The organism is Clostridium sp. (genome assembly GCF_018372875.1).
Lineage (GTDB): Bacteria > Bacillota > Clostridia > Clostridiales > Clostridiaceae > Clostridium.
The window spans coordinates 19,509-44,721 of sequence record NZ_JAHAIF010000021.1 but is presented as its reverse complement, the minus strand read 5'-3'; the positions used below and the strand labels follow the sequence as shown (position 1 = coordinate 44,721).

The window sequence follows — 25,213 nt, the reverse complement described above, 5'->3', positions numbered from 1 at the left end:
AAGTATAATTCTTTTGTAAAATGTTTCTTTTTAGCATAAGAATATTTTATCATAAATCCTAAACTCGTAGAGTTTGGGATTTATTTTTTTACAAAAAAAGAGCTACGCACTAATTATTTAGTGCGACAGCCCCATTTTTTTACTTCTTATCTATATCACTTTTTTCAAATATACGTATAAATTCTTTATTATTTTTTGTTTTAGATAACATATTAATTAGCTTCTCTGTTATATTTTCAATATTTCCATCTCTGTACATAACTTTTCTAATTGAATATGCTACTTCTTTTTCTTCATCTGTTAATAATAAATCTTCTTTTCTTGTACCAGACTTATAAATATCTATGGCTGGGAATATTCTTCTCTCTTGAAGTTTTCTATCTAAGTGCACTTCCATATTACCAGTACCCTTAAATTCTTCAAATATCATATCATCCATTCTTGAACCTGTATCAACAAGTGCTGTAGCTAGTATTGTTAAACTACCGCCTCCTTCTATATTTCTAGCAGCTCCAAAAAACTTCTTAGGCATAATTAACGCTCCTGGATCCAACCCACCTGATAAAGTTCTTCCTGTTGGAGTAATAGTTAGGTTATATGCTCTTGATAACCTTGTTAAAGAGTCCAATAAAATTACAACATCTTTACCTTGCTCAACTATTCTCTTAGCTCTTTCTAAAACTATTTGTGATACCTTTGCATGATTTTGTGGTTCTTCATCAAATGTGGAATAAATTACCTCTCCATTTATACTTCTTTGCATATCAGTAACTTCTTCTGGTCTTTCATCTATAAGTAATACTATCAATACAACTTCAGGGTTATTATTAGTTATACTTTGGGCAATCTTTTTTAAAAGTGTAGTTTTACCTGCCTTAGGAGGGGCTACAATTATTCCTCTTTGTCCTTTACCTATAGGACATATTATATCCATCATTCTAGATGATAAATCTAAAGGATTACTTCCTTCTAATCTAATTCTTTCTGCTGGATATATTGGTACTAAGTTTTCAAAAGCTCTTCTTCCTATAGCCTTCTCAGGATGTTCCCCATTTACCTTATCAACATATAATAAAGCCTTGAACTTTTCTCCCTCTTTAGCCTCTCTAACCTTCCCAATAACTTCATCCCCAGTTTTTAGGTTAAATCTTCTTATTTGAGATGGAGAAACATATATATCTTCACTACTTGTTAAATAATTTTTACATCTTAAAAATCCAAAATTATTATTTTCTAATATTTCAAGTATTCCTCTAGCCATATGAGAATCATTTATCATAGCTTTCAGTTCTTCTTTTTTCTCACTACTTCTTAATTCTTCCCTATTGGTACTATTAACAGTATTATTTTTAGGAGAAATCTTCTCTCTTAAAACTACTCCATCCTTTTTTATCTCATGAGCTTTTGTTGCTATTATTTGATCTATAAGTTCACTCTTTTTTAACTTTGATATGTTCTTAATCTCTAATGACTTAGCTATTTCTTTTAACTCTACTAAAGTCATATCTTCGTATTGTTCTTTGGTCAAAATGACACCTCCAAAAATATAAAATTATTCATAAATTAGTGAAAATAATTCTGAATGCACTTGAGATGAAAATAGATATGCATCTACGATTATAAAATAATTATATCATTAATGGCTATTTTAACAAGTCTTCTTCCATTTCAAAAAACTTTTTTCTAAAGTCTCTATTTATTAATAATTTTTCCTCTGCTCTTTTCACATTATTAGTTATAGTTCTTTTATTCTTAACATTAAATACTTCTTTAACTTTTTCTTGGTCCATACATTTATATTTCTTTAATAATAATAACAGTAAGTATTTGTTATCTCTTTCTTCTAGAAGTTTTATTAAACCATCTGTACTCATCCCATAATATGTGCATATTACATGTAATATTTTTAAATACCTATCCTCTAAACTCATAACAAACACCTCCCTTATAATTATCACTTATAAGAAATTATTTCCATTTAGTCTGAAAACTAATCATTATAAAAGACTTTTATACATTTTTATCAACAAAAAAGAGAAATTGCACAAACAATTTCTCCACATATATTACTTTACTTATTAGCTCTTACATTTAATGATAAAGATGTTGTTAAAACCTCTTGACCTGCAATAGCCATGTCATAGTCTATTTTAATATTTCCACCATTATCATTAACTTCAACACTTAATTTCTTTGTATTAATTGTTATTTCCATCATTCCATAAGGAGTATTATATAAAGATACTGAAGGTTCCTTTTCATTAAACAACATCTTTGTACTAGTTGTCCCTTCTCTCTCTAATAATACTTCCTTATCTTTTATTGTTAAACTTGTAGTTGTTCCTTCCATTCCTGATATCTCTGTTTCTTCATAAACAGCTTTATATCCACTATCCATTTTTATGTACTTTCCTGGAGAAACTACTTCAATAACATCTCCATCTTCCATGCTAGCATTACTTACTATACTTATAATCGCTTTCTTTTCCATCTGTTCCTCCTATTAAAGCAAATACTTAGAAACTTCTTCTTCTGTTGCTGGCTTTACTCTCAACTCATTTTTAAACGGAGTACCAAAGTTTCCAAACTTAACATCCACTTCAGCTTCATCTCTTCCTTTACTATATCTTGAAACTAACTTACATGCTAACTCTTTATCTTCATCCTTTGCGTAACCATGAATTATTGCCATAGCTCCATTAAAATGTGATGGTAAAAACACCAAATCTTCCTTACTTAATATTTTCTTTATTTCAGTTCCTTCTTCTGCAGTTCTAGTAACAATTATTTTAACATTATTAGAAGATATAAAATGTCTACCAAATCTTAATAAATCTATTTCTTTTTGACTTAGATTTTCATTTCTATTTAAGGCATCTCTTAATCTAATGGAATAGTTAGGTTCAGTAAGCTTACAACCACCAGCAGGAGATGGATATTCCTTTATTCCCCACTTTTCTGCTAATTCCATTTGTGGTTTTCTACTTCTACCAGAAATCTTTAACAACTTTTCTCTATCAACTAATCCATTAAGCTCCATTTCTGTTGGATCAAGATTTAAAGCACATAATGGTCTTAATATTTTATTTGAAAATCCTGATTCCTTTTTAACTATATTTAAAGCTTGTCTATTTTGAGACATAGGTCTTTGATTTAATACTTCTCCAGTTATTATAAAATCTGCATTAAACTCTTCTAATAATCTTCCTGAATGTTTCATCATTAAAGCATGACAATCAATACATGGATTCATGTTTTTTCCCCATCCATGTTTGGGGTTCTTTACCACTTCAAATTGCTCTTCTGAAAAATCTACAACCTCAAGTCTGATTCCTATTTGTTTTGTCATCTTTATTGCATTTTCTTCATTAAAGAAATATGATTTAAAGCATATTCCTATCACTTCTATACCTTGATCTTTTATTAACTTTGCAGCTAGAATACTATCCAATCCACCTGAAATCATTGCTAATGCTCTAGTCATATTCTCTTCCTCCTAAAACTTTATTCAAATTATAGTTTATGATTATTATATTTATTAATCAAGTGGTAATTTATTTTTATTGTAATTTTATCCAAATATACTTTTAAAAAACTCCAATATTCTAAACTTAATTACAGGTTTGTCTTCCTCTTCTTCCTGCTCTTCCTTATTGCTTAATATTTGAGAATCTAAAACTTCCTTGCTCTTATCTTCCTCAACTTTTCCCTTAGTAACATCTATAAAACATAAAGGCGGAAACATAACACACCACCAATTCCTTCCTTGTCCACTTCCTATAATAATTCTAAAAGCTTCGTATCGACCTTGAGGTAAAGTTAGATTACCATAGGATTTCTCTGGAAAATTCTCATGAGACAACTCAATTTTAACATTATAATTATATCCATTATCACTTATTACTTTATTAGTAATTTCTCTTACCTTATTTTCATGTTCTAAAAGAATACTTCTTGATTTTTCTATTGAATCAGAGTCCTTTAAATATGGATATAAATACTTAATAACCTCATCTCTAACCTTTAACTTTAAATTCTGATCCTCATCAGTATCACTATTGGCTATTACATGAAACCTTATTAACGTGTCCTTTACATCTTCATAATTATATACAGTTTGTCCATCTTTATCATAGTCTAAATTTGTACATCCACTTATAATACTTGTACACAAAATAATTAATAATACTAAAGTAATTCTCTTTTTCATAATAAAAAACCTCCTTATAGCTTAAATTGTTGCCATAAGAAGATTTTTTATACAGGTTTATACAGTTCTTGTTATAAAAGTATCGTTATATTTTTTTTTCATTTCATCATAACATCTTTGTGCTTTCATCATATCATCAAAGAATGCAAAAACTGTCGGGCCGCTACCACTCATCATTGACTTTATAGCTCCTAAAGACTCCATTTCTGATTTTATAGAAGAAATTACCTTATGTTTTTTTAATGTTACATTTTCTAATAAGTTCTTCATATTCTTTGCTACTTCATATAAATTATCTTCATTCATATAAGTAATAACTTTATCAGTTTCAGGATGATTTTTAACTCTACCTAAGTCAAAATTCTTATACACCTCTTTAGTAGAAACACCAAATGGTGGCTTAACCAAAACAATTATATGATTTTTAAATGGTTTAAGAGGAGTCAATACTTCCCCTATGCCTTCACAAAGAGCTGTTCCACCATTAATACAATAAGGAACATCTGCTCCTAATTTAACTCCTAATTCCATTAACTTTTCATTATCTGCATTCACTTGAAATAGCTTATTCATTATTTTTAATACAGCTGCACAGTCTGTACTACCACCTGCAAGTCCTGCAGCTACTGGTATATTCTTTTTTATATTTATCGATACCCCTGACGTAATATTAAATGTATCTTTAAATAGTTTAGCAGCTTTATAAGCTAAATTTCTTTCATCTGTTGGAACATAAGGCTTATTACAAGTAATTTCAATGCCACTTTCTATTTTTTCTATTGTTATAACATCATAAATATCAATATTCTGCATTATCATTTTTAGCAAATGATAACCATCTTCCCTTTTCCCCACAACGTCCAAGGTAATATTAACCTTCCCATAAGCCTTTTCTCTCATGTGTTTCTTTCCTTTCTCCTATATATAATTAAATAAATTTTATCATATAGAAAAAAAATATTAAAGTTTTATGCTTAAATCTAAAAAATGGACATTTTCTAACCCGAAAATTATCCATTTCTTATAATCCTATTTAGAGATTTGCTAAATTCAAATTATCTTCTCCATGTTTATATTCTTTAATTAATTCTACAAGTGGTTCTAACTCCTCGTAAAATACTATAATAGTATCTCCTATAATACTTGAACTTAATGCTTTTCTAAAAGCCTCAACCTCATCCAAAATAACTTTACAATTCTTGCAATTACTTTCCTTAACGCCTTCTTCAATCAGCTTAGCAACTTCACTTATGGCTCTTCCTCTTCTGTCCTTATCCTCTTTTATAATAATCCTATCCATAGATTCACCACATAGTTTGCCTATATCATTCATCATCTTATTAGTTCTATCTCCAGGCACACCAATAACACCTATTAAATTATTTTTTATATCTATGTTAGATAAAGCTTTTAGCACTCTCTTATAACCATCAATATTATGGCCATAGTCTAGAATAACTCTTACTCCATCTATATCATATATATTAAATCGCCCAGCATTACAACTGTCATTAAGCTTAAAAGACTTAAAACCTTTAGCAATCATACAGTAATCAATTTCTAATCCTACAAGTGCTGCACATGCTGCCATAGCATTTTCTAAGTTATAATCAAGTACACCATTTAATGTTATTGGAATATTATTAACATTTAAAAGCTTATACTCTTTATTATTATTCATAACAGTAAGGGTATCATCTTTAACATATATGGATATTCCACCTGATTTTATGTTTTCTACAATTAGAGGATTATCACTATCCTTAGAAAAGAAAATCTTTTTAGCTTTAAATCTACTTAATATATTTTTACTCCAATTATCATCTGCATTAATTACAACATATCCATCCTCTTTAACAGCTTCACCTACTAAGGCTTTTACAAAGGCTAACTGTTCAATATCATTTACATCATCAATACCTAAATGATCTTCTGTAATATTAGTTATAACAGCCACATCTGCTACATCATATGCTAGCCCTTTTCTTATAAGCCCTCCTCTAGCAACCTCCAATACAGCAACCTCTACATCCTTGTTTTGAAGTATTGTCTTAGTACTGTTATATCCTGTATCATCACCTTTATCTATACACTTTCCATCAACATATATCCCTTCAGTTGATGTCATTCCCACCTTATGTCCCATTTGTTGCATTACATGAGCTATCAACCTAGTAGTTGTTGTTTTTCCATTAGTACCTGTTATAGATACAAGGGGTATATTACTAGGTACTCCATTATATTGCATATTTAATATAGCTTCACCTATATCTCTTGACTTTCCTTCACTAGGATACAAATGCATCCTTATTCCAGGCGCTGAATTTACTTCCATAACTGCCCCTCTACCATACAAAGGTTTAGATATATCATCGGTTTTAATATCTACTCCACATATATCTAACCCTATAGCTTTAGCAGTACGTATACATATTTCTTTATTTTCTTCACATATATCATCTGTACAATCTATGGCCATACCACCAGTAGATAGGTTTGCATTTGCTCTTAAGAATATTCTTTTACCTTTTTCAGGCACAGATGACAAAGTAACCCCTTGGTTACTTAATTCATTTATTATTTGATTATCTATTTTTATCTTAGTTAAAGGTTTTTCATGATCATATCCTCTATTAGGATCATCATTAAGCTTTCTAATTAATTCTTTTATATTATTAACCCCATCTCCAACTACAAAAGGAGGCACTCTTAATGAAACTGCCACAACAGTATAATCAACAACACAAACTCTATAATCATTACCTTCAATATACTTTTCTATTATTAAGTCATCAAATTCATTTTTTAATGAATTATAATTACTTACTAAATCATGCTCATTTCTGATATTAATTATTACGCCTCTACCTTTACTTCCAAATCTAGGTTTTATTGCAAGGGGATATCCTATTCTTTCTCCTTCTTTCAATAATCCTATTATATTACATACTTTATCTCCTTCTGTAACAGGAACATTTTGTCTCTTTAAAAGCTCTTTAGTAAGAAGTTTATCAGATGCTATGTCAGATGCAACACAACTAGTGTTAGCACCTATTGTTGCCTCTATAATTCTTCCTTGTTTTCCATACCCTATTTGATAGAAACCGCTATCTCCAAGTTCAAAGAAAGGTATTCCATATCTCTTAGCTGCATCTAAAATAGACTGTGTGCTAGGACCTACACTCTCTTTAACCATAAACTCTTTTAATAATTTAAACCTTGCTTCGTAGTTTATAGCTTCCTTATCTATGAGAGAATTTATTATATCAATAGCTAATCTAGCTACTTCTATTGCTGTATTCTTATATTCATATTGAAATATAATATAGTATATATCCCCTTTTATTTCTCTTGACTTTCCATATGCAACTTCTATTCCCAAATTATTTTGAATAGCTATTATTATATGCTCACAAATATGAGCAAGATATGTTCCTTCTTTTAATCTTTTAACAAATCCATGTTCTTCATCAATTCCACATCTATGTTCATATAGTTCTGGAATAATTTTTAATAATCCTTCATTAAACCCATCTATATTCTTACTTGGAATTTCTGAATAACCACATAAATCAACATCTAATCTAATACATTTTTTATGAGAGTATATATTCTTCCCTTCAAATACTCTCTGACTTATTATCTTCATTGTTAATTAAATCCTCCTCAAAAGGTACCTTTCTAACAAGATTAAATTTATTTCCTTCTTTTAGAACATGAAGCTTAACATTGTATATGCTTAATACCTCTTCAGAATATTGCTCTGATACATTTGTATACGATATTTGGCTTCCATCTATAAAATATACAGCTCCTTCTCCTATAACTTCTACATTTCCATTTTTATTAACAATAATTGCTGTATTTTCATCTATTCCTATCCCCAACACTTCTGGATTTTGAGCAACTCCTGATAATAACCTTCCTATTCTTCCTCTTTGAGCAAAATGTTGGTCAATTATTACATTGTTTATTAAGCCTAGCCCTGGAGACATCTTTAATGTACACTTTCTTGGTGCTTCTTCATCATTTCCCTCTATTATCATAGTATCACTCATAACAGAAGCTCCTGCTGAAGTTCCAACTATATATATCCCGTTATCTGACACTTCCTTAAGAGCATCATAAACTGGAGAACCTCCAATAAGACTAGTTATTCTAAGCTGGTCTCCTCCTGTAAAAAAAATTAATGATGCATCTTTTATCATGGCTACATTATCATCCTTAAATGCATCTTCTCTATCACTTATATCTAATATATCTATATTTAAGATTCCCAACTCTCCAAATGCTTTTCTATATTTTTCTTCTGCTTCTTTGGGATATTCTGTTGCAATTGTTGCAATAACTAAATCATCCTCTTCCTTCTTAATACATTCACATACTTTTTTTAATATTTCTTTTCTACCTTCTTTATCTTCAGCTCCTCCGATAATAATTAAATTTCCACTTAATCTTTTATTCATTAGATCACCTCAAATCATGCATTTGTTATTGTTTCCATTGATTTAAGTAATTATTCAAAAATGTATATAAAATAAAAATTTCATATATGTAATTCTAAAACCCATATTATTTTTTTAAAAAAAGGTAGGTTAAAAACTTATATGCCTTTAACCTACCTTTTGAATCTAGTTTTAAGTATTAAAATATTGCTCGTCCAGGTATTATTAATTTGTCTCCAATTTCAATATTATCTGGATTTTCTATAGAATTCATCTTAACTATGGCATCCATAGTAGTATTATATTTTTTTGCTAATGACCACAAAGTATCTCCTTTTGTAACAACATATATAGTAATACTAGCCTTTTTCTTTTTAGGTTCTTCATCTAGTTCAATTACATCAGAAATAAATTCTTTATTTACTTCATAGGAAAGTTTAGCCCCTACAGATATTGTAGCTTTAACAGCAATTGTATTGGCTTCTATAGATGCATCAATAGCTTCTAGATTACTATTAACTATTGCTTTCATACCTTCTTTAGCACCATTAATATCTAATACAACAGTGAATGGTATATCACCAGTTATTTGTGAATAACCAACTTCTTCATCTGTTGTCTTATAGATAACATTGGCCTTAATTACACCTTCTACTGTGACCTTTTCATCTGTAACCTTTTTGTCTGTGACTATTATATTTCCTGTTGCTCCTACAATAAATTCAGGCTTATAATTACCTTCCTTTATAGTAATATTATCTTTTATTATAGCTTCTGTAGCTTGAGAACCATGAATAACTCCTATTTCATAGCTATCTTTTCTAAGTTCTAATGGGAATTTTGGAGAGTAAGCGTCTTTAATTATTTCTAATACTTCATCAGAGAATACTTTAACGCTGCACTTTACCAAAAATTCGATATTCATTATCCTAGTTTCGCCTAGATCATCTTCTTCTAGACCTATATCAGTATTCTTTATTTCATAAATAGCTGATGGTAACATACTAGATAGTACACCAACCATTTCTTCTTCTTTTGAAATGTACACATCATCTTGTAGGCTTACTATTTCTTTAGAATCAGCACCTAAATATAATATGTTTAACTTACAGTAACATCCTAAATAAACCTTATCTTCTGCAACTTTAACCTCTCTTTTATGAAGAGTCATAGAACATTTAAGGATTTTCGAAACTTGTGGTTTATCCATGCCAACTCTTAGAACTGATTTTCCTATAAGGTCAACCTCTTTGCTGCTTACTAACCTGTTGATTGATTCTGTATTTTTTAATACTTCTACACTTTCAGTACCTTCTATGTCTTTCACGAAATCAAATTCAACACTTTTATAAACTTTCCAGTCTAGGTCAATAACGCCTTCAATAGCTATCTTTCTTTCATTCATAATATTAGCATCAATATGTTCTACCTTGCATTCTACTTCACAAATTACTTTATGTTCTCCTTCATCAAGGTCCAAATAATTAGTAAACTTCTCAGCATAGCTCACAGAATTAACCATCATATTATCTTCTCTTGGAATATAAAGTACTGAATATTCTACCTTACCTTCCACCATGACTTTATCCCCTAAAACCTCTTTACTATTAATAACAGGTCTAGCTTCTACTGATAGAATCTGTTGTACATCAGGATGAGTATCAGGAATTAAATACTCATCTTTCAATATTGATGTTGAGCCATTTTCTCTTATCAATTGTTGAAATTGAACATTTTCTTTTATAACATCTATCTTTGACATTTTATCCCTCCCATAAAATACCTACTATTATTTATATAATTTACAGGAAAGATTTATGCCTTAAAATTTAATTTATGTTTAACTTTATAAATGTAATCGAATTCTGTCTATTTTCCAAATCTTTTTCTTATTTTTCAACAAAATTATGTTGACAATTAGTTTTATTTGTCGTAATATTATCTTGGTTATTGACCATATAACCTCTCATAAATTCTCAATACCCTTTTATACCATAGTTGAAAGATGGAAACCCACCATCTTTCTTTTTTATTGTCTAAAAAATATAAAATTTTAATTTGCTATAAATAAAAGGTATTTTATTTGCTATAAATAAAAGGTATTTTATTTGCTATAAATAAAAGGTATTTTACATTTTCATATCAAAAATATATAAAATCAAGGATAATAAAATGAATATCCCCCTCATTTTTTATATTCATATATATACCTCAATTAAAAATATTTACACAAGAAAAAAACTCCGATTTAAAAATCGAAGTTTATTAGTTAACTTGGAAATACCAATTGAACTGTCTTAGTTAACACGTCTGAATAACTGTATGTCACTGTCCTTTGGGTGTCACTTTCTAATCTAATTACAAAAATACTAGGATAAACGCTTTCTAATACTCCATCATTAACCAAAATCTTTTTGCGTCCACCGTTAGCCTTTAATGTAACTTTCTCACCTAAGTGCCTTTCGATGTCTTTTTTAATGGTAGCAATAGTTTTAATCTTTTCCATTTAAACACCCTCTTTCCTGACTTTAGTATACATCTTTTCCAATTTTATGTCAATAGAAATCCAATATTTTATCATTTTTAAATACTATTTGTCAATACATTTTGTATTTTTTTTACTTACTTTTATATTATTCTAAAAGAAGACTATTTTTATGCATCAATTAAAAAAAGATATAACATTAAAGATAACTTTTATATTATTTTATAAACTTGATCCAAATTCACTTTAAAATATATTTAACTTATATATATGGAGATTTCGGATATCCTTCCCTATACTTGCCTCTAGTTTGTAAACCTCCAATCCCTTTTATACCAGTAATTGTGTTTTCAATAACATCAGTTATAGAAACAACTTGATCAATTCTTGTATAAGCTATTTTTTCGCATACAAACACAGGATCTAAACAATGAATTAATACTCTACTGGGACTAGATGCAAAATTAGCTCCAGCATCTAACATACACTCATAACAACTTTGGCATGCACCTGCAAAAATAACTAATTCATCGTAACTTGCATTATAATTTCTTAAAGCTTTCACTGCTTCAATATAATATTTTGAATTTCTATAGCACTCCACATCTAAATAATTTTCTGCATTTTTCAAAACACCATCATGACCAGTAAGTACTACTATGTCTGGCTTAACTTCTTTTACAAGATCTACAATAACTTCTGGTTGCTGTCTCTCACTAATAGCTCTACCAACAGCATCCAAAGACAATTGTTTATATACCTTTAAACAAGTCTCCATATACTCACTATCTCCATCCACATGAAGTATCTTACCTGGCCTACCAAACATTAATTCCTTACTGGTCATGAGTTTTGGGGATTTACTCATTCTAGTTAACACATCCCCCCTAAGAGCTACTGCATTCTTAATTGCTTTTGAAACCCTACTATTAAGTATTTTTTCTTGTGTTCCAACATAATTTTCATTCACTGTCTCTAAATCATCTGCTTTTGAGTCAGCAATTATTCTTATACTAATGCCTTTAAGAATATATACTGGCTCTCCATTCTCTTCTCTAATATCAATCACCTTAAAGGTAATATCCCTATCATAAGATTTTCTAACTACTGTATCTCCTATAACCATAGCTTCCTCGCTTTTATTGTTGTTACTATTATATGAAAGCAAATAATAAACTGTTCCTTTATGAAAAAGCTTATAAAAATTATGAATTCCCATATTTATATATTCTTATATTTATATGTTTTTATATTTATGCTCTCTAGACATAAAAAAAGACGACCTTCTGGTCATCTTTTTTACAACTCATATTCAGATTTAAATTCATCTAATAGCTTCAAGTATTTTTCCTTTTCATTTATTATACTTTTAAGTTTATTAGTAAAGGTCCCTTGTCCCCAATTTACTTCATTGTAATAGTACCTATTTGCTAATCTCCAATATCTTTGAGGAAATTGTAAATATGCATATAAAACCTGATATTCTTCTTTTGATAATGGTGATACAGAGTTATAGGCTTCAATTATTGCTTTTGCAAAATTAATATTCCAATCAACTCTTTTAAGTACTTTAATCATAAAATTAGATATGTCAAAGGTTCTAACTTCACGCTTACAAAAATCAAAATCAATAACATGAACATCATTATTATCATCTAAGATTATATTATGATAGGTAAAATCATGATGACAAAAACTCTTTTCTTTTTCTGTTACTGAACACAGATCATAATAGACTGAACTTTGTAAGGTATCAAACGCTTTTTTACCCATTTCCTTATAAAACTCCATAGATTTTAAGTATAATAGGTCAAACTCGCTCTTGTTATTTTTCTTTCTTATCATATCTCTCATTTTATCTAGTGACTTAATTCTTTTTTCCATTAGATGTGGCCAACGACCTAAATCACTTTTTAACTTTGAGTTTTCAGGTGGATCATATCCCTTAGAAGCTTCATGCATAGTGGCTAATGTCTTAGCTGCAAGCTTTACTTCCTCCACATTATGAAAGTCACACTCCCTACCTTCTAACCACTCAGAAAGTGTATATAAGTCTTCATTAACTAGTGCATAAGGTTCTCCTTCTACATTCAAGAAGTATCTATCAACCATATTAAAACCATTTTTAATAAGATGTTCTTTCGCACCATATACAAATAGTAATTTTTGAGGCCCGTAGTTAATCTTTTTTAAACACCTTTCTCCTTTGTTAGTCCTTAAATAGTAGACTCCTTTGTTAGCTTTTAATACTTCAATTTTAATGTCAAACTGTCTTTCTATTTCAAATTCTCTCATCATAGTCCTCACCTCCTTTATATTTATATGTACCTTTTATTTCTTTTATTAACAAAACTTAACTCAATTTAATATAATAAAATGATAGTACTATGAAAGGATACATCATGAAGATTGGCATAGACGGCAGAGCCGCAAAATGGTACAGGGGGACTGGTATAGGCACCTATACTCATCAACTTATTTCTAGCTTGAATAATACAGACAAAGATAATGATTATCTGATTTTTTTGCCAGATGGTTCTTCTTTAAAAAATTTAAATGATAATTTTCGTGTTGAACCAGTAAAAGCAAATTTACAGGAAAACTTTTGGGATGAAGTTAGCGTTCCTAATATCCTAGATGATCATAGTATGGAGCTTTATCATGTTCCTCAAAATGGTGTTGGACTTTCAGAAAATATAAATTGCCTAAAGGCCATCACATTACATGATATAATTCCTTTAAGAATGCCTGAAACTGTAAGTGACAGATATCTAAAAATATTTAATGACGAATTGCCCAATATGCTTAAGCAATGTGAAGGTATAATAACTGTATCTGAATTTTCAAAGAAAGATATTGCTAAAGAATTTAATTTCCCTGAAGAAAAAATATTCGTCACACCTTTAGCAGCTGAGGATATTTATAAACCACTAAGTAAATGTAAATGCAAAAAAATAATAAAAGATAAATATGGTATAGAAGATAATTTTGTTCTTTATGTTGGTGGATTTAGTCCTCGTAAAAATATTATTGGATTAATAGAAGCTTTTTCTTTAATCCCACCTACTAAAAGAAAAAATTCCAAGTTAGTCATTACAGGCAATAAAGGCTTTTCCTATCCTAAATATCAAAAAAGGGCTGATGATTTAGGAATTTCAAATGATGTTATATTTACTGATTTTATTCCATTAGAAGACCTACCAATATTTTATAATGGTGCTGAAGTTTTAGTATATCCTTCCCTTTATGAAGGTTTTGGTCTTCCACCACTTGAAGCTATGGCATGTGGGACACCTGTTATTGCCTCAAATGTAACTTCTATTCCAGAGGTTTGCTATGATTCTGCTCTACTAATTAATCCTTACAATATTGATGATTTAAGCTATGCAATTGAAAGAGTATTAAATGATAGTCTTTTAATGCTTACCATGGTTAAGAAAGGGTTATTAAGAAGTATGAATTTCTCTTGGCAAAAAACTGCCCAATTAACTACAAATGCCTATAGGTCAATGATTAATAATGAACATCGTTAAAAAACGAGTTAATAAAAAGGAAGACTTGATTGTCTTCCTTTTTAATTTAATTATTTAAAAAAATAATTCTTTATATTTTTCTTTATATTTAACTAGGAATTCATGTCTAAATTCCTCATTCATAAGCTTATTGTTTAATCTACTTATAAATACTTCTTCATCCCAATCTTTTTGTTTATGATAATAATCTCTAACTATAGAATAAAAATCTCTTGGATAAGAAAGTAGTATATAAATAAACTTATACTCCTCTTTTTCTAAAGGACATATTTTGTTATATGCTTCTATTATATTTACTGCTTTATCTACGTCAAAAGCAGCATTCTTTATGCCCTTTAAAATTAAATCTGTTAAATCCATAATTCTAAGATCTATTGAGCAATAATCAAAATCAATTAAATACATATCATCATCTTTAATTAAGAAATTATGCTCAGCTAAATCATTATGACATACCACTATATTTTTACTATTTTCTCTATAAGAGCTATAAACACTAAAAGACAATAATTCTGCAGCTCTTTCGATTTCTTTTATATAATCATCTACTACCTTTAAAAATTCTTTATCAAATTCATTTTTAAACCTATATGATTTAACTAATTTTTTTATATACTTTATATCCTCTAGACTATCACTAAATTTCTTAACCAAACTTTCTTCCATTAATTCTTTCGTATTACAATTCAATTCTTCTTCTATTTTTACAAGCCCAGCTTGTGAGGCTAAGTGCATCTCCCCTAATAATCTACCACTCATCTCATATTCTATAGGATTAGTAAATGTAACCTCCCTGCCTTCAATGAGATCCATAACTAAATAGTAATCACCTTTCCACTTCTTATATACATTACCATCTTCAAAGGTTCTAAAAGATATTACATAAGGAAATTCCGTATAGATATTCTTTAAACATATATTAATAAAATCAATTCTTTCCTTACTTAAATCCATCTTCTTTAATATCTTTTTGCCTTCATTAGTATTAAGAATAAATACCTTTCTTAAAGGTGTAACATCTAAAACCTCTAAACCTAATTCATCAAAAAAATCTAAACTTAGATCATATGTGGATAGATATTTCTTTTCAGGATACCTAACTCTAATCATTCTCTCACCTCTTACTTTATATTTCATACTCCATTGATGCTTTAATATTTTTTAAGTACTCTTCTGGAAGTAGATTTTTCTTATTATATTTATATCTATACCATTGCTTTAGGCTATCATATGGAATTGATAATAATATAGAAATATAATCCTTACTATGCTTATTTAGATGAGATAACCTTATATATTCATCAATATATTTATCTAAATCCCCATTTTTATCTCTTCTCTTTATCCTTTTTAGATAGTTATAAATATCTTCTTCAACAAGATTATAGGCTGCCCCCTTTAAGCTTCCAACTTCAATGGCTTCAACTACTCTAAGGTTTCCTTCATCCACTCTTCCTAAGCAAATTTCATTTTTTTTCATACTTCTTTTTATAATTCCTAAATAGTCAATTTCCTTTAAATCTTCAATAGCCTTATCTACTCTATTTAATAGCTTTTCTCCATTTTCTAAAATAAATAAATCCATACAATTTGTATCTTTTATATCTCCTCTTAAAGCTATATCCTTGTTTAATCTTTTTTGCATCACTTTTATGCTCTCTAATCTTTTACCAATACTACTATTAATCCTAGTAAGTCCACTACAATAATATCCTGCTAATACCTTATGAACACTTTGAATAACAATAAATTGACAGAAAATATCCTCTTCTGTAGCACCTCTATATCCTCTGAAGTATTCTTCTGCAACTACAATATCATTTTCTAATAAATAATCTTTTAGAGTTAATTCTTTAATACTAACCCCCTCCTTTAATAAAAAAGTGGCTTCGCCACGCTTTAGCGAAGAAGTCACTTTTTTCAAACCTACCACAGGTTCCAAAACTTACTTTTGGTGTTCTGTGGTTGCACTATAATTTTTTAACGTCTTAACATATTTTTATCACTCTAGCTTTGTATCCATAAAGTTTTAATACTTAAATTTTTTTATACTTTCTAGACATTAAAAAAGCTTTCAACAAACTGTTCTCTCTCTTCTCTATCATTTAGATACTTCTCAAGCCTTTCAATAAAGAAACTTTCTTCCCAAGGCTGTTGTTCCCAATACATCTGTATCCCTAGTTGCCAAAATCCTTGAGGAAACCTAATAAACTCTTTCATTAATGGAAGTTCATCTTTTGTCAAATCAGATGTCTTACAGTAATTATTTATTATTCTTTCTGCTTTATTTTTATCCCACTTTCCATTTTTCATAGCTCTAATTAATAGTGATGATAAATCATGTATATGAGTATCTAAAATACAGTAATCAAAATCGATAATATTTATTTCTCCCTTATTATCTATAAGGACATTATGATTAGCATAATCATGATGACAAAATCCTCTTTTAAACATTTCTTTTTCCATAAGTTCGTAGTAATTTAATTTAGACAATTCCCTTACACTCTGCTCTGCTCTATTTACTTCACATTCTATATTTTCTAAATATATCTTATCAAAGTTAGATTTATGGGCTTTTTGACTAATGCGGTGTTTAAAATCTAATATCTCATCTTTTCTAGTATCAAAAACCTTTAACCAAGAAAACCACCCTATTCTAGGGTTCATACTATCTGTTATAGTAAAGCCTTTGCTACACTCATGTAATTCACCTAATTTCTGTGCCACTAAATCAAGCTCAATGGGATTATCATAATTACTTTCTCTAGATGGAATCCACTCTGTTAAATAAGCAAATCTCCCTAAAAGTTCAATATAATATTCATCTCCCTTAGTCTTTAAAATAGTTGGTATTTTATTAAATCCCCTTTGCTGAAGATGAAGTATAGCTGATAGAATAAAATAAAAATGAGGGAATTTATATTTTATTACTTTTACACAATATATCCCCTCCTTTGCGTTTACTTTATAAGTGTTTTTAACCTTTTCTATAGATTTAATGTCTAAATTATAGTTAAATGTGACAATTCTTTTTATTTCTTCCTCATTCATGCATTTCACCTAAGGATTAATTCTATTTATTATATGTATGGTATCTTTTCTGTGTGATTTCATTCACCAAATCAATTTCCTTTTAATACTTTATAATATAAAAATTTATAGAGGTGACCTTATGAAAATAGGTATTGATTCTAGAGGTATAAACTTATATGCAGGATCTGGTATAGGTACTTATACAAAGAATTTGATTATAAATATGATAAATAATAATACAAAAGATACATTTCATTTAATTTGGACCGGAAAAAAGGATACTGAATTTATAAGAGATAATACAAAACTCTTTTATACCTCTGGAAAATATGGCGGATTTTACGAAACATACTTTACCCCTAACCTAATGCAAAAAGAAGATATAGACCTATTTCACATCCCACAAAACGGCATAGGCTACCCTTTTAACTGGGACTTAGACGTTGTGGTAACTGTACACGACTTAATTCCGTATATAATGCCAGAAACTGTTGGAAGAGGTTACTTAAATAGATTCTTAAAAGATATGCCAAATATAATAGAATCAGCTAAAGGTATATTAACTGTATCAGAGTACTCTAAGAAGGATATTTTAAGGTTCTTCCCTAATATATCTCCTGATAAAATCTATGTAACTCCATTAGCTACTAATGAAAACTTTAAACCTATACCTAAAGATGTATGCAAAAAATATATAAGTAAAAACTTGAAATTAAATGACCCCTATATTCTTTATTTAGGTGGATTTAGCTCTAGAAAAAATGTTAAGGAATTAATATTATCCTTTGGTAAAATTATAAAGGACCTAAAGAAGCCTCATAAGCTTTTATTAGGGGGTGCAATAAGAGATGAAGGTAATATTTTAAGGGATATAGTTCTAGAGGTAGGTCTACAGGAGCATGTTTTATTTACTGGCTATCTAGATGATTCAATTTTGCCAATATTATATAGCGGTGCTGAGGCTTTTATATACCCTTCCTTATACGAAGGATTTGGATTACCTCCTTTAGAAGCTATGAGCTGCAAAACTCCTGTAATAACTTCAAATTTAACTTCCATTCCCGAAGTTACTAAGGATGCAGCTATCTTAATTGATCCCTTTAATAAAGATGAGCTTAGTTATAATTTATTAAAACTATTAAATGACGATTCTAAAAAAGAGGAGCTTTCTGAAAAAGGATATAAAAGAAGTCTCCAATTTTCATGGAGACAAACTGCTGATACTACTTTAAAGGCCTATAAAGATATATTAAAATCATTGACCTAAAATTTTATTTTTCACTTCTAAATATACTTCATAATCATTTATTTCAGGAGCCTTCTCATATATGTTGCTCATAACAACTAGAGGGCTCTTTCCACTGAAATTCTTTATTGACTCTTCTATTGATTTATTTTTATAAGTAGATAAATAACTAGAAAAAAACTTACCTTCTTTAACATACTTAATACATTCTTCTGTGTTTGTAGCTAAAAACTCCAAAAACTTCTTAATAAGAGCACTGTTTTCTTCAGATTCATTTAATACTAATAAGTTATATCCTTCTGATACATAAAATCTATTACTTCCATTTAATTTAGCCGGTGCATTATTAACAGTCCACTGGCATGGAACATCTAAAGCTGTTAACTCTCTCATAGAATTAATTGATGATATTCTAGCTAAGAACTTACCATCTACCTTTGTATTAATAATATTGCTTATTTCACTTAATCTAGTTTTAACCATATCTTCTATCTTATCTTTATCATTACTCTCTTCCATTGCTTGCATTACAAGTAGTGAAACTATATCTTCATAATCTTGACCTACTCCATTAAGTATTCTTATTTCTCCAGAGGTTTTATTTAATATATCTTCACCAACCCTTTTTAAATCATCCCAGGTATTGATATCTTCATATGTATAACCATACTGTGCCAACATATCTTCTCTCAAATATAATGCTAAAGGCCTTGATGTTAATGGTACTCCTACTAATCCTTCTTTATCATTGGCTTCTTTAATTCTTCCAATAGAGAAGTTGCTTGAGTAGCTCTCTACTATACCTTTTTCCTCTGAAATATATTTTCTTAAGTTATTCTCTTTTATTAACCTTCTTGAATCATTAGTGGATAACTGAATTATATGGGGAGCAGAGTTATCATTTATGGAAGATAATATCTTATCTTTATAATTACTACTGTATATTAACGACACTTCTACATTAGTTTTCTCATATGATTTCATAAATAAATTAGCATATTCGCATAAATACTCATATGTGTCTTCATTTGCCCAAATCACTATATTTCCTTTTATATTTTCCTCTTTATTACTACTTCTTATATTGTTTAGTAAAAAAATGCTTAATACTATACAAAGTATAATAAAAACATATCTAACTTTTTTCATACTCTCCTACCTCCCTTATTAAATTATATTATAAACTTATTCTACATCATAGTTCTTTACAATATCTGATACTTTTATTATAATAAGTAAACATACCAAAGAAAAATAAATGTTATAGGAGAATCTTTATGCATATAGAAAACTTAAGATTCTTTTATGAAGTTGCAAAAGCAAAAAGTATTTCAACAGTAGCAAAGTCCTCTCATATATCACAATCAGCCTTAAGCCAACAACTATTAAAGCTTGAGGATAGTTTAAACACCAAATTATTTATTAGAAGTAATAAAGGTGTAACCTTAACCACTGAGGGTGAAATTATATATAAACATTGCAAGGTTATATTGAATACTTATGAGAAAATGCTATATGAAGTTGAAAGTTCAAATTCACAAGAAAGTCACATTAATATTGATGGGATAAATATCTTAACCTCTACATTAATACCTTATGCTGTAAGTAAGATAAAAAAGTCATTCCCAAATCATATTATAAAAATTACATCTTCTGAAGATAATTCTAATAATATAATACATAATATTTCAGATATAAATATATCATACAGTAATTACAACAATATAAATTCTATAGTTTCAAAGGAAATTTATTCAGATAGGATAGTTTTTGTAGCTGATTCTACATTTAAAAGGGATAACTTAACCATTAAAAATTTTATGAATACTCCTTTTATAATGGTTAATGATAACTTAAAATTTAAAGATATGCTTGAATCAAAGCTAGAAAACTTAGATTATGATATTCAACTATTAAATATTCTATTTACAACTGATTCCTATCAATCTGCCATAATAGGAATAAAGAATATACAGGCCATATCGGCAATTCCATATGGGATATATAATTCTGTATATAAAGATTTAGGATATAAAATTATTGAAATCGAAGACTTAGAATTTCCTCTTTCAATGTATATAAACTTTGAAGAGCAACTTTATAAAAGAGAAAAATTGTTTATCAACAAATTAATATCAACAATAAAAGGATTCTTAAAATCTTAAGAATCCTTTTAATATTTTCTAAGTATTAATTTTTCAGCAAGTGCCCTTAGTACCTCTTTATACTCATTTTCAGGCAATTTATCTATATCTTTAAAAGCTTTGTCCGTATACTTTTGGGCTAAATCCATTGCTTTATCTACCCCATCATTTTGTTTTACTAACTCAATTATTTCTTTTACTTCATTATCAGTTATAGAATCACCTTCTAAGTACTTTTTAAAAGCTTTCTTATCATTATTATAAGCATAAATAAATGGTATAGTAAAAATACCTTGTTTTAAATCATTTGCTGCCGACTTTTTAATACTCTCATCATTGCCTACATAATCTAAAACATCATCAATAATTTGAAATGCCATTCCAATATTATGTCCTATATTCCACAATCTTCTAGCTAGTTTGTTTTCACAACCACTTTCAGCTGCTCCTAAATATAGAGACAATGAGAATAATTCTGCAGTTTTACCTGATATCCTACTTAAATAATTCTTTACCGATAACTTAGTAGAAAATCTAGAATTAAGCTGATTAACTTCACCCATACAAATTCTAGACATTGACTTAGAGTCCATTTTTATACTTGCTAAAGATGCATTGCTAGCTAATATCTTAAAGCATACACAAAATAAGTAATCACCTATATAAACAGCATAATCTTTCCCGTACTTTGATTGAATGGTTTCATTACCCCTTCTTAACTTAGCATCATCAATAACATCATCATGAACTAAAGTTGCCATATGAAAAAGTTCTAATACAGCACCTAAAGCCTTTACTCTTTCTTTATCTCTATTACCAAAGTGAGATCCAATTATAACAAAGGCAGGTCTCACCATTTTTCCACCTGATTCAATTAAATTTTTTATAGAGTTTTCTATAACTTTATCTTTGCATTTTGTTTCTTTCTTCATTAAAGCAACTATGTCTTCTAACTCTTCCTTTATTCCAACATAGTTATCCCAAATCTTATCCATATCTATTTACCTCATGTAGCTTGCTTGAAATATGGTATTTTTCTTAAATGTTCAACTAAATAATTTGATGTGATTCCTATAAATATTCCAGTTACTATACCAACTATAGATAGTACTGGTAAATATAATGTAACTCCTATATTATGTACGATTGCAGAAGCCACTAAAATTTGTCCAACATTATGAAATACAGCACCAGATGCGCTGACACCTATTATACTTATCTTATCCTTAAATAACTCTTTTATAAGAACCATAGCTAAAAAGCTCAAAATTCCACCAGCTGCACTATACATAAATGCTGAAAGACTTCCACCGAAGATAGACCCTAAAGTTAATCTTAAAAATAGTACCAGTAATGTTTCCTTTTTGCTTAAAGTATATAAAGCTAAAACCGTAACAAGATTAGCTAGTCCAAGCTTTGCTCCTGGAGTAACAAAAGGTACTGGAATCATATTTTCAAAAATATGTAAAACAAGTGCTTGAGATACTAATAGACCTATATATACAATTTTTCTACTTCTCTTCATTTGTTTCTCTCCTAATATGAAAGTATTATATCATCGTCATTTTCTCCGATAACTTGTACCATTACTCTATGAGGTAGACATACTATGCTTTGACCTGGCTTAGAAATATAACCTTGTTCTAAGCATACTTCGTCTGAACAATCTGCATCAATTATAGCTATTTGATCATCTTTAACAAGTACTGTATTATTACCCCATTTAGTATTTACTTCTATAGTTTCTTCTCCCTTATGTCCTGTAAGCGCAACTTTTTTATACAACTTTCCACCTATAGTAATTTCAGCATATGTAATATTATAATTCTTTTTAATTTTAGCACCTAATATTATTTCTGGTGTAAAAGATCCTACTAATAATAAAATTATTATTATAATATCCCACTTTTTAAAAATCTTTTTATCTTTAAACATAAAATGTCATCACCTTTATACCTTTATGTTATTTCTGTATCAGAGGCTTGTCTATCTTATTATAACTTCAAAAATAAAATAAGGTAAGGATGGTTATCTACCATCCTATCCTTATTTATGTCAAATTACTATTTTTGTTTATAAACTGGAACTCTCTTACCTAACCACCAGTTACCAGCAATCTTATTAATCCATGGCATAACATAATAGTCTAATCCAAATGTTCTACCAGCTCCACCCATTAGGGCAATTGAACCGAAGAAGAACCATAATATATCCCATCCTGCCATAGCTGAAAGAACAAAGTTACATACCATAAATGCAGATGCTCCTGAAGCTAAGAATGTGAATAATCCTGCGATTAAGCATAAACCTATACCAATTTCAGTTATAACAACGATTCTTTGGAACCAAACAGCTATTTCTGGGTTTGGTATAAATATTTGCATTATTGCTTCATAGAACTTAGGCATTTTTTCTAATATTGGAGTTGCAAATTCAGTTGTTGCTTCTCCTGATGCAGAAGCACCTGAATCAGCAGCAGTTTGTAACCAAGTAAATGGCATTTTAATGTTTCCAGCCTTTAACCAACTGTCTCCACCAACCATGTTTCCATTAAAGAAAGCTTTAAGTCCATGATTTTCCCATGTTCCTTCACCAACAAACTTCTTAAGACCTTCTAGTAACCAAAGTACACCTATATATAGTCTTAATGGTACTAACCATAATCTATTTGACTTAGATGATAAATGACCTCTCATTATACATCTGTTATCTTCCATTGAGAAGAATTCATGTTGTAAGTAGTGATAACAAGCATTAACATTGTTAACACCCCATAAGTAGTGTAAGTTAACTAAATGCTTCATTATCATTGCAAAGAATCCAGCAAGCTTGATTCCAGCTAAGTTAGCAACACAGTACTTACCACCTATTGATACCATAAATCCATGGTAGTTTGATTTAAACTTAGTTAAATCCTTCTTCTTATCCATTAAAGCTATTATATTCTTAGCGATAACATCACCAGTTTGAATTGCAGCTTCAACTATTTGAGGAGTTCCTTTTCCTTCTTCTTCTTCATAGTAGTTTAAGTCACCAACTACGAATACATCTTCTTTATTAACTGCTTGCATAAATTCGTTAGTAGCTAATCTACCAGCTCTTGCAGTTTCTAAACCATATTCTTTAACTTCTTCATTTGCTTGAATACCACATGTCCAAATTAATGTGTTAGTTTCGATTTCTTCTCCACTCTTTAACACTATCTTATTTGGAGCAACTTCAACTATTGGGCTATTCTTAAGAATAGTCATTCCCTTCTTAACCATGTACTTTTCAGCCTTATCAGCCTGTTTTCTATCTAACATGTTAAGAATAGTTCCCATAGCTTCAACAACCATAAGTCTTACTTCATTCTCATCAACATTATGTTCTTTAGCTAATCTAGTCTTCCATTCTAAAAGTTCCCCAGCCATTTCTATTCCTGTGAAACCAGAACCAGCTACTACAAAAGTAAGCATTTCTTTTCTCTTAGCTTCATTTCTTTCTTTAGCTGCAAGCTTGAACATTTTTTGAACGTGATGTCTAATCTTCATAGCATCTTCAAATGACCATAAAGTAAATCCATTTTCTTTTACTCCTGGAACACCAAAGAATGCTGGTTCACTTCCTGTACCTACTACTAGGTAGTCATAAGTGTAGTTACCATGTGTAGTCTTTACTGTTTTATTATCAGTATCAACTTTTTCTATTAAATCAGTAACAACATTAACCTTTGTTCTAGCAAATATTTTACTTAATTCAATTTGAACTGATTCAGGATGAACTCTTCCACCTGCTACTTCATGTAATTCAGTCATTAGTGTATGGAATGGATTCTTATCAATTAATGTAATTTCTACATTATTATTCTTCTTATATTTTTTTGCTAACTTTTTAGCTACGTGGACTCCACCATATCCAGCACCTAATATAAGGATGTTTTTCTTATCTGACATAATTTCACCTCATATATAAATTTCTTGTTAAAAATAAAACTTAATCAAAACAACAAATTTGATTCTATAGATTTCTATGTGGTATGTCTATAAGAATAAACCAGTATTATATACCTCTTACGTTTTTACTTTTTTATACAAATAGCCTCTATCCATTGATATCACTAACCTATTCTTTA

23 protein-coding genes are annotated in these 25,213 nt (G+C 29.2%); 3 read left to right on the top strand and 20 right to left on the bottom strand.

Going from position 1 to position 25,213, the window contains the following annotated elements; translation table 11 throughout:
- Nucleotides 1–139: 139 nt before the first annotated feature.
- The 12 genes from rho to KIB46_RS08830 form a co-directional block, all read right to left on the bottom strand.
- Nucleotides 140–1,528 carry a transcription termination factor Rho gene (gene rho / locus KIB46_RS08885; protein WP_156559495.1) on the bottom strand — a complete coding sequence of 463 codons (1,389 nt, stop codon included), beginning with the start codon at nucleotides 1,526–1,528 and terminating at the stop codon, nucleotides 140–142.
- Nucleotides 1,529–1,643: 115 nt separating this feature from the next.
- A complete protein-coding gene (locus tag KIB46_RS08880) occupies nucleotides 1,644–1,931 on the bottom strand; it encodes a hypothetical protein (protein WP_156559493.1) in 288 nt (95 codons plus the stop codon).
- A 140-nt stretch (nucleotides 1,932–2,071) separates the two neighbouring features.
- On the bottom strand, nucleotides 2,072–2,491 hold the full coding sequence (locus KIB46_RS08875; protein ID WP_156559491.1) for a DUF1934 domain-containing protein: 420 nt from the start codon (nucleotides 2,489–2,491) through the stop codon (nucleotides 2,072–2,074).
- A gap of 12 nt (nucleotides 2,492–2,503) precedes the next feature.
- Complete coding sequence (locus KIB46_RS08870; protein ID WP_156559489.1) at nucleotides 2,504–3,484, bottom strand: tRNA 4-thiouridine(8) synthase ThiI; 981 nt, start codon at nucleotides 3,482–3,484, stop codon at nucleotides 2,504–2,506.
- 87 nt (nucleotides 3,485–3,571) lie between these two features.
- Entirely contained in the window at nucleotides 3,572–4,210 is a 639-nt protein-coding gene (gene spoIIR, locus KIB46_RS08865; protein WP_291671454.1) for a stage II sporulation protein R, read from the bottom strand.
- A 57-nt stretch (nucleotides 4,211–4,267) separates the two neighbouring features.
- Complete coding sequence (gene ispE, locus KIB46_RS08860; RefSeq protein ID WP_156559485.1) at nucleotides 4,268–5,110, bottom strand: 4-(cytidine 5'-diphospho)-2-C-methyl-D-erythritol kinase; 843 nt, start codon at nucleotides 5,108–5,110, stop codon at nucleotides 4,268–4,270.
- A 133-nt stretch (nucleotides 5,111–5,243) separates the two neighbouring features.
- A complete protein-coding gene (gene cphA, locus KIB46_RS08855; protein WP_291671453.1) occupies nucleotides 5,244–7,859 on the bottom strand; it encodes a cyanophycin synthetase in 2,616 nt (871 codons plus the stop codon).
- Nucleotides 7,831–8,676 (bottom strand): cyanophycinase, encoded by an 846-nt coding sequence (locus KIB46_RS08850; protein ID WP_156559481.1) that lies wholly within the window; start codon nucleotides 8,674–8,676, stop codon nucleotides 7,831–7,833. Before KIB46_RS08850 ends, cphA begins: the two co-directional genes overlap by 29 nt.
- A gap of 178 nt (nucleotides 8,677–8,854) precedes the next feature.
- Entirely contained in the window at nucleotides 8,855–10,417 is a 1,563-nt protein-coding gene (locus tag KIB46_RS08845) for an SPOCS domain-containing protein (protein ID WP_291671452.1), read from the bottom strand.
- A gap of 507 nt (nucleotides 10,418–10,924) precedes the next feature.
- Nucleotides 10,925–11,161 (bottom strand): Veg family protein, encoded by a 237-nt coding sequence (locus tag KIB46_RS08840; protein WP_027097089.1) that lies wholly within the window; start codon nucleotides 11,159–11,161, stop codon nucleotides 10,925–10,927.
- A 241-nt stretch (nucleotides 11,162–11,402) separates the two neighbouring features.
- Complete coding sequence (gene yabG / locus KIB46_RS08835) at nucleotides 11,403–12,266, bottom strand: sporulation peptidase YabG (RefSeq protein WP_156559477.1); 864 nt, start codon at nucleotides 12,264–12,266, stop codon at nucleotides 11,403–11,405.
- 173 nt (nucleotides 12,267–12,439) lie between these two features.
- Nucleotides 12,440–13,438, bottom strand: a complete 999-nt coding sequence (locus KIB46_RS08830) for a CotS family spore coat protein (RefSeq protein WP_291671451.1) — start codon at nucleotides 13,436–13,438, stop codon at nucleotides 12,440–12,442.
- 104 nt (nucleotides 13,439–13,542) lie between these two features.
- Between KIB46_RS08830 and KIB46_RS08825 the strand changes: the two genes are divergently transcribed.
- Nucleotides 13,543–14,673: a glycosyltransferase family 1 protein gene (locus KIB46_RS08825; protein WP_156559473.1), complete on the top strand. Its 1,131-nt coding sequence runs from the start codon at nucleotides 13,543–13,545 to the stop codon at nucleotides 14,671–14,673.
- Nucleotides 14,674–14,727: 54 nt separating this feature from the next.
- Here KIB46_RS08825 and KIB46_RS08820 read toward each other — a convergent pair whose 3' ends face one another.
- The 3 genes from KIB46_RS08820 to KIB46_RS08810 all read right to left on the bottom strand — a co-directional run bounded on the left by KIB46_RS08820 (nucleotide 14,728) and on the right by KIB46_RS08810 (nucleotide 17,727).
- The gene (locus tag KIB46_RS08820; RefSeq protein WP_291671450.1) at nucleotides 14,728–15,783 is read right to left on the bottom strand and encodes a CotS family spore coat protein; all 1,056 of its coding nucleotides are present in this window, start codon (nucleotides 15,781–15,783) and stop codon (nucleotides 14,728–14,730) included.
- Between the two features lie 16 nt (nucleotides 15,784–15,799).
- The gene (locus KIB46_RS08815; RefSeq protein WP_156559470.1) at nucleotides 15,800–16,588 is read right to left on the bottom strand and encodes a spore coat protein; all 789 of its coding nucleotides are present in this window, start codon (nucleotides 16,586–16,588) and stop codon (nucleotides 15,800–15,802) included.
- Between the two features lie 140 nt (nucleotides 16,589–16,728).
- Complete coding sequence (locus tag KIB46_RS08810; RefSeq protein WP_291671449.1) at nucleotides 16,729–17,727, bottom strand: CotS family spore coat protein; 999 nt, start codon at nucleotides 17,725–17,727, stop codon at nucleotides 16,729–16,731.
- A gap of 121 nt (nucleotides 17,728–17,848) precedes the next feature.
- On the opposite strand from KIB46_RS08810, the gene KIB46_RS08805 reads away from it, so the two are divergent.
- The gene (locus KIB46_RS08805) at nucleotides 17,849–18,976 is read left to right on the top strand and encodes a glycosyltransferase family 1 protein (RefSeq protein ID WP_156559466.1); all 1,128 of its coding nucleotides are present in this window, start codon (nucleotides 17,849–17,851) and stop codon (nucleotides 18,974–18,976) included.
- On the opposite strand, the gene KIB46_RS08800 is transcribed toward KIB46_RS08805, so the two are convergent.
- Entirely contained in the window at nucleotides 18,965–20,104 is a 1,140-nt protein-coding gene (locus KIB46_RS08800) for an ABC transporter substrate-binding protein (protein ID WP_291671448.1), read from the bottom strand. The genes KIB46_RS08805 and KIB46_RS08800 overlap by 12 nt on opposite strands.
- A gap of 128 nt (nucleotides 20,105–20,232) precedes the next feature.
- On the opposite strand from KIB46_RS08800, the gene KIB46_RS08795 reads away from it, so the two are divergent.
- Nucleotides 20,233–21,120: a LysR family transcriptional regulator gene (locus KIB46_RS08795; protein WP_156559462.1), complete on the top strand. Its 888-nt coding sequence runs from the start codon at nucleotides 20,233–20,235 to the stop codon at nucleotides 21,118–21,120.
- 8 nt (nucleotides 21,121–21,128) lie between these two features.
- Here KIB46_RS08795 and KIB46_RS08790 read toward each other — a convergent pair whose 3' ends face one another.
- The 4 genes from KIB46_RS08790 to KIB46_RS08775 form a co-directional block, all read right to left on the bottom strand.
- A complete protein-coding gene (locus KIB46_RS08790) occupies nucleotides 21,129–22,094 on the bottom strand; it encodes a polyprenyl synthetase family protein (RefSeq protein ID WP_156559460.1) in 966 nt (321 codons plus the stop codon).
- A gap of 11 nt (nucleotides 22,095–22,105) precedes the next feature.
- Complete coding sequence (locus KIB46_RS08785; RefSeq protein ID WP_156559458.1) at nucleotides 22,106–22,624, bottom strand: Gx transporter family protein; 519 nt, start codon at nucleotides 22,622–22,624, stop codon at nucleotides 22,106–22,108.
- A gap of 11 nt (nucleotides 22,625–22,635) precedes the next feature.
- Entirely contained in the window at nucleotides 22,636–23,034 is a 399-nt protein-coding gene (locus KIB46_RS08780; protein WP_291671447.1) for a NusG domain II-containing protein, read from the bottom strand.
- Between the two features lie 128 nt (nucleotides 23,035–23,162).
- Nucleotides 23,163–25,034, bottom strand: coding sequence for an FAD-dependent oxidoreductase (locus KIB46_RS08775; protein WP_156559457.1), 1,872 nt, complete (start codon nucleotides 25,032–25,034; stop codon nucleotides 23,163–23,165).
- Between the last annotated feature and the right edge of the window lie 179 nt (nucleotides 25,035–25,213).

Bases quoted from the DNA above. Each gene is read 5' to 3' on its own strand.
- KIB46_RS08880 (WP_156559493.1), bottom strand. From the start codon at position 1,931: ATGAGTTTAGAGGATAGGTATTTAAAAATATTACATGTAATATGCACA.
- KIB46_RS08875 (WP_156559491.1), bottom strand. From the start codon at position 2,491: ATGGAAAAGAAAGCGATTATAAGTATAGTAAGTAATGCTAGCATGGAA.
- KIB46_RS08870 (WP_156559489.1), bottom strand. From the start codon at position 3,484: ATGACTAGAGCATTAGCAATGATTTCAGGTGGATTGGATAGTATTCTA.
- spoIIR (WP_291671454.1), bottom strand. From the start codon at position 4,210: ATGAAAAAGAGAATTACTTTAGTATTATTAATTATTTTGTGTACAAGT.
- ispE (WP_156559485.1), bottom strand. From the start codon at position 5,110: ATGAGAGAAAAGGCTTATGGGAAGGTTAATATTACCTTGGACGTTGTG.
- cphA (WP_291671453.1), bottom strand. From the start codon at position 7,859: ATGAAGATAATAAGTCAGAGAGTATTTGAAGGGAAGAATATATACTCT.
- KIB46_RS08850 (WP_156559481.1), bottom strand. From the start codon at position 8,676: ATGAATAAAAGATTAAGTGGAAATTTAATTATTATCGGAGGAGCTGAA.
- KIB46_RS08845 (WP_291671452.1), bottom strand. From the start codon at position 10,417: ATGTCAAAGATAGATGTTATAAAAGAAAATGTTCAATTTCAACAATTG.
- KIB46_RS08840 (WP_027097089.1), bottom strand. From the start codon at position 11,161: ATGGAAAAGATTAAAACTATTGCTACCATTAAAAAAGACATCGAAAGG.
- yabG (WP_156559477.1), bottom strand. From the start codon at position 12,266: ATGGTTATAGGAGATACAGTAGTTAGAAAATCTTATGATAGGGATATT.
- KIB46_RS08830 (WP_291671451.1), bottom strand. From the start codon at position 13,438: ATGATGAGAGAATTTGAAATAGAAAGACAGTTTGACATTAAAATTGAA.
- KIB46_RS08825 (WP_156559473.1), top strand. From the start codon at position 13,543: ATGAAGATTGGCATAGACGGCAGAGCCGCAAAATGGTACAGGGGGACT.
- KIB46_RS08820 (WP_291671450.1), bottom strand. From the start codon at position 15,783: ATGATTAGAGTTAGGTATCCTGAAAAGAAATATCTATCCACATATGAT.
- KIB46_RS08810 (WP_291671449.1), bottom strand. From the start codon at position 17,727: ATGAATGAGGAAGAAATAAAAAGAATTGTCACATTTAACTATAATTTA.
- KIB46_RS08805 (WP_156559466.1), top strand. From the start codon at position 17,849: ATGAAAATAGGTATTGATTCTAGAGGTATAAACTTATATGCAGGATCT.
- KIB46_RS08800 (WP_291671448.1), bottom strand. From the start codon at position 20,104: ATGAAAAAAGTTAGATATGTTTTTATTATACTTTGTATAGTATTAAGC.
- KIB46_RS08795 (WP_156559462.1), top strand. From the start codon at position 20,233: ATGCATATAGAAAACTTAAGATTCTTTTATGAAGTTGCAAAAGCAAAA.
- KIB46_RS08790 (WP_156559460.1), bottom strand. From the start codon at position 22,094: ATGGATAAGATTTGGGATAACTATGTTGGAATAAAGGAAGAGTTAGAA.
- KIB46_RS08785 (WP_156559458.1), bottom strand. From the start codon at position 22,624: ATGAAGAGAAGTAGAAAAATTGTATATATAGGTCTATTAGTATCTCAA.
- KIB46_RS08780 (WP_291671447.1), bottom strand. From the start codon at position 23,034: ATGTTTAAAGATAAAAAGATTTTTAAAAAGTGGGATATTATAATAATA.
- KIB46_RS08775 (WP_156559457.1), bottom strand. From the start codon at position 25,034: ATGTCAGATAAGAAAAACATCCTTATATTAGGTGCTGGATATGGTGGA.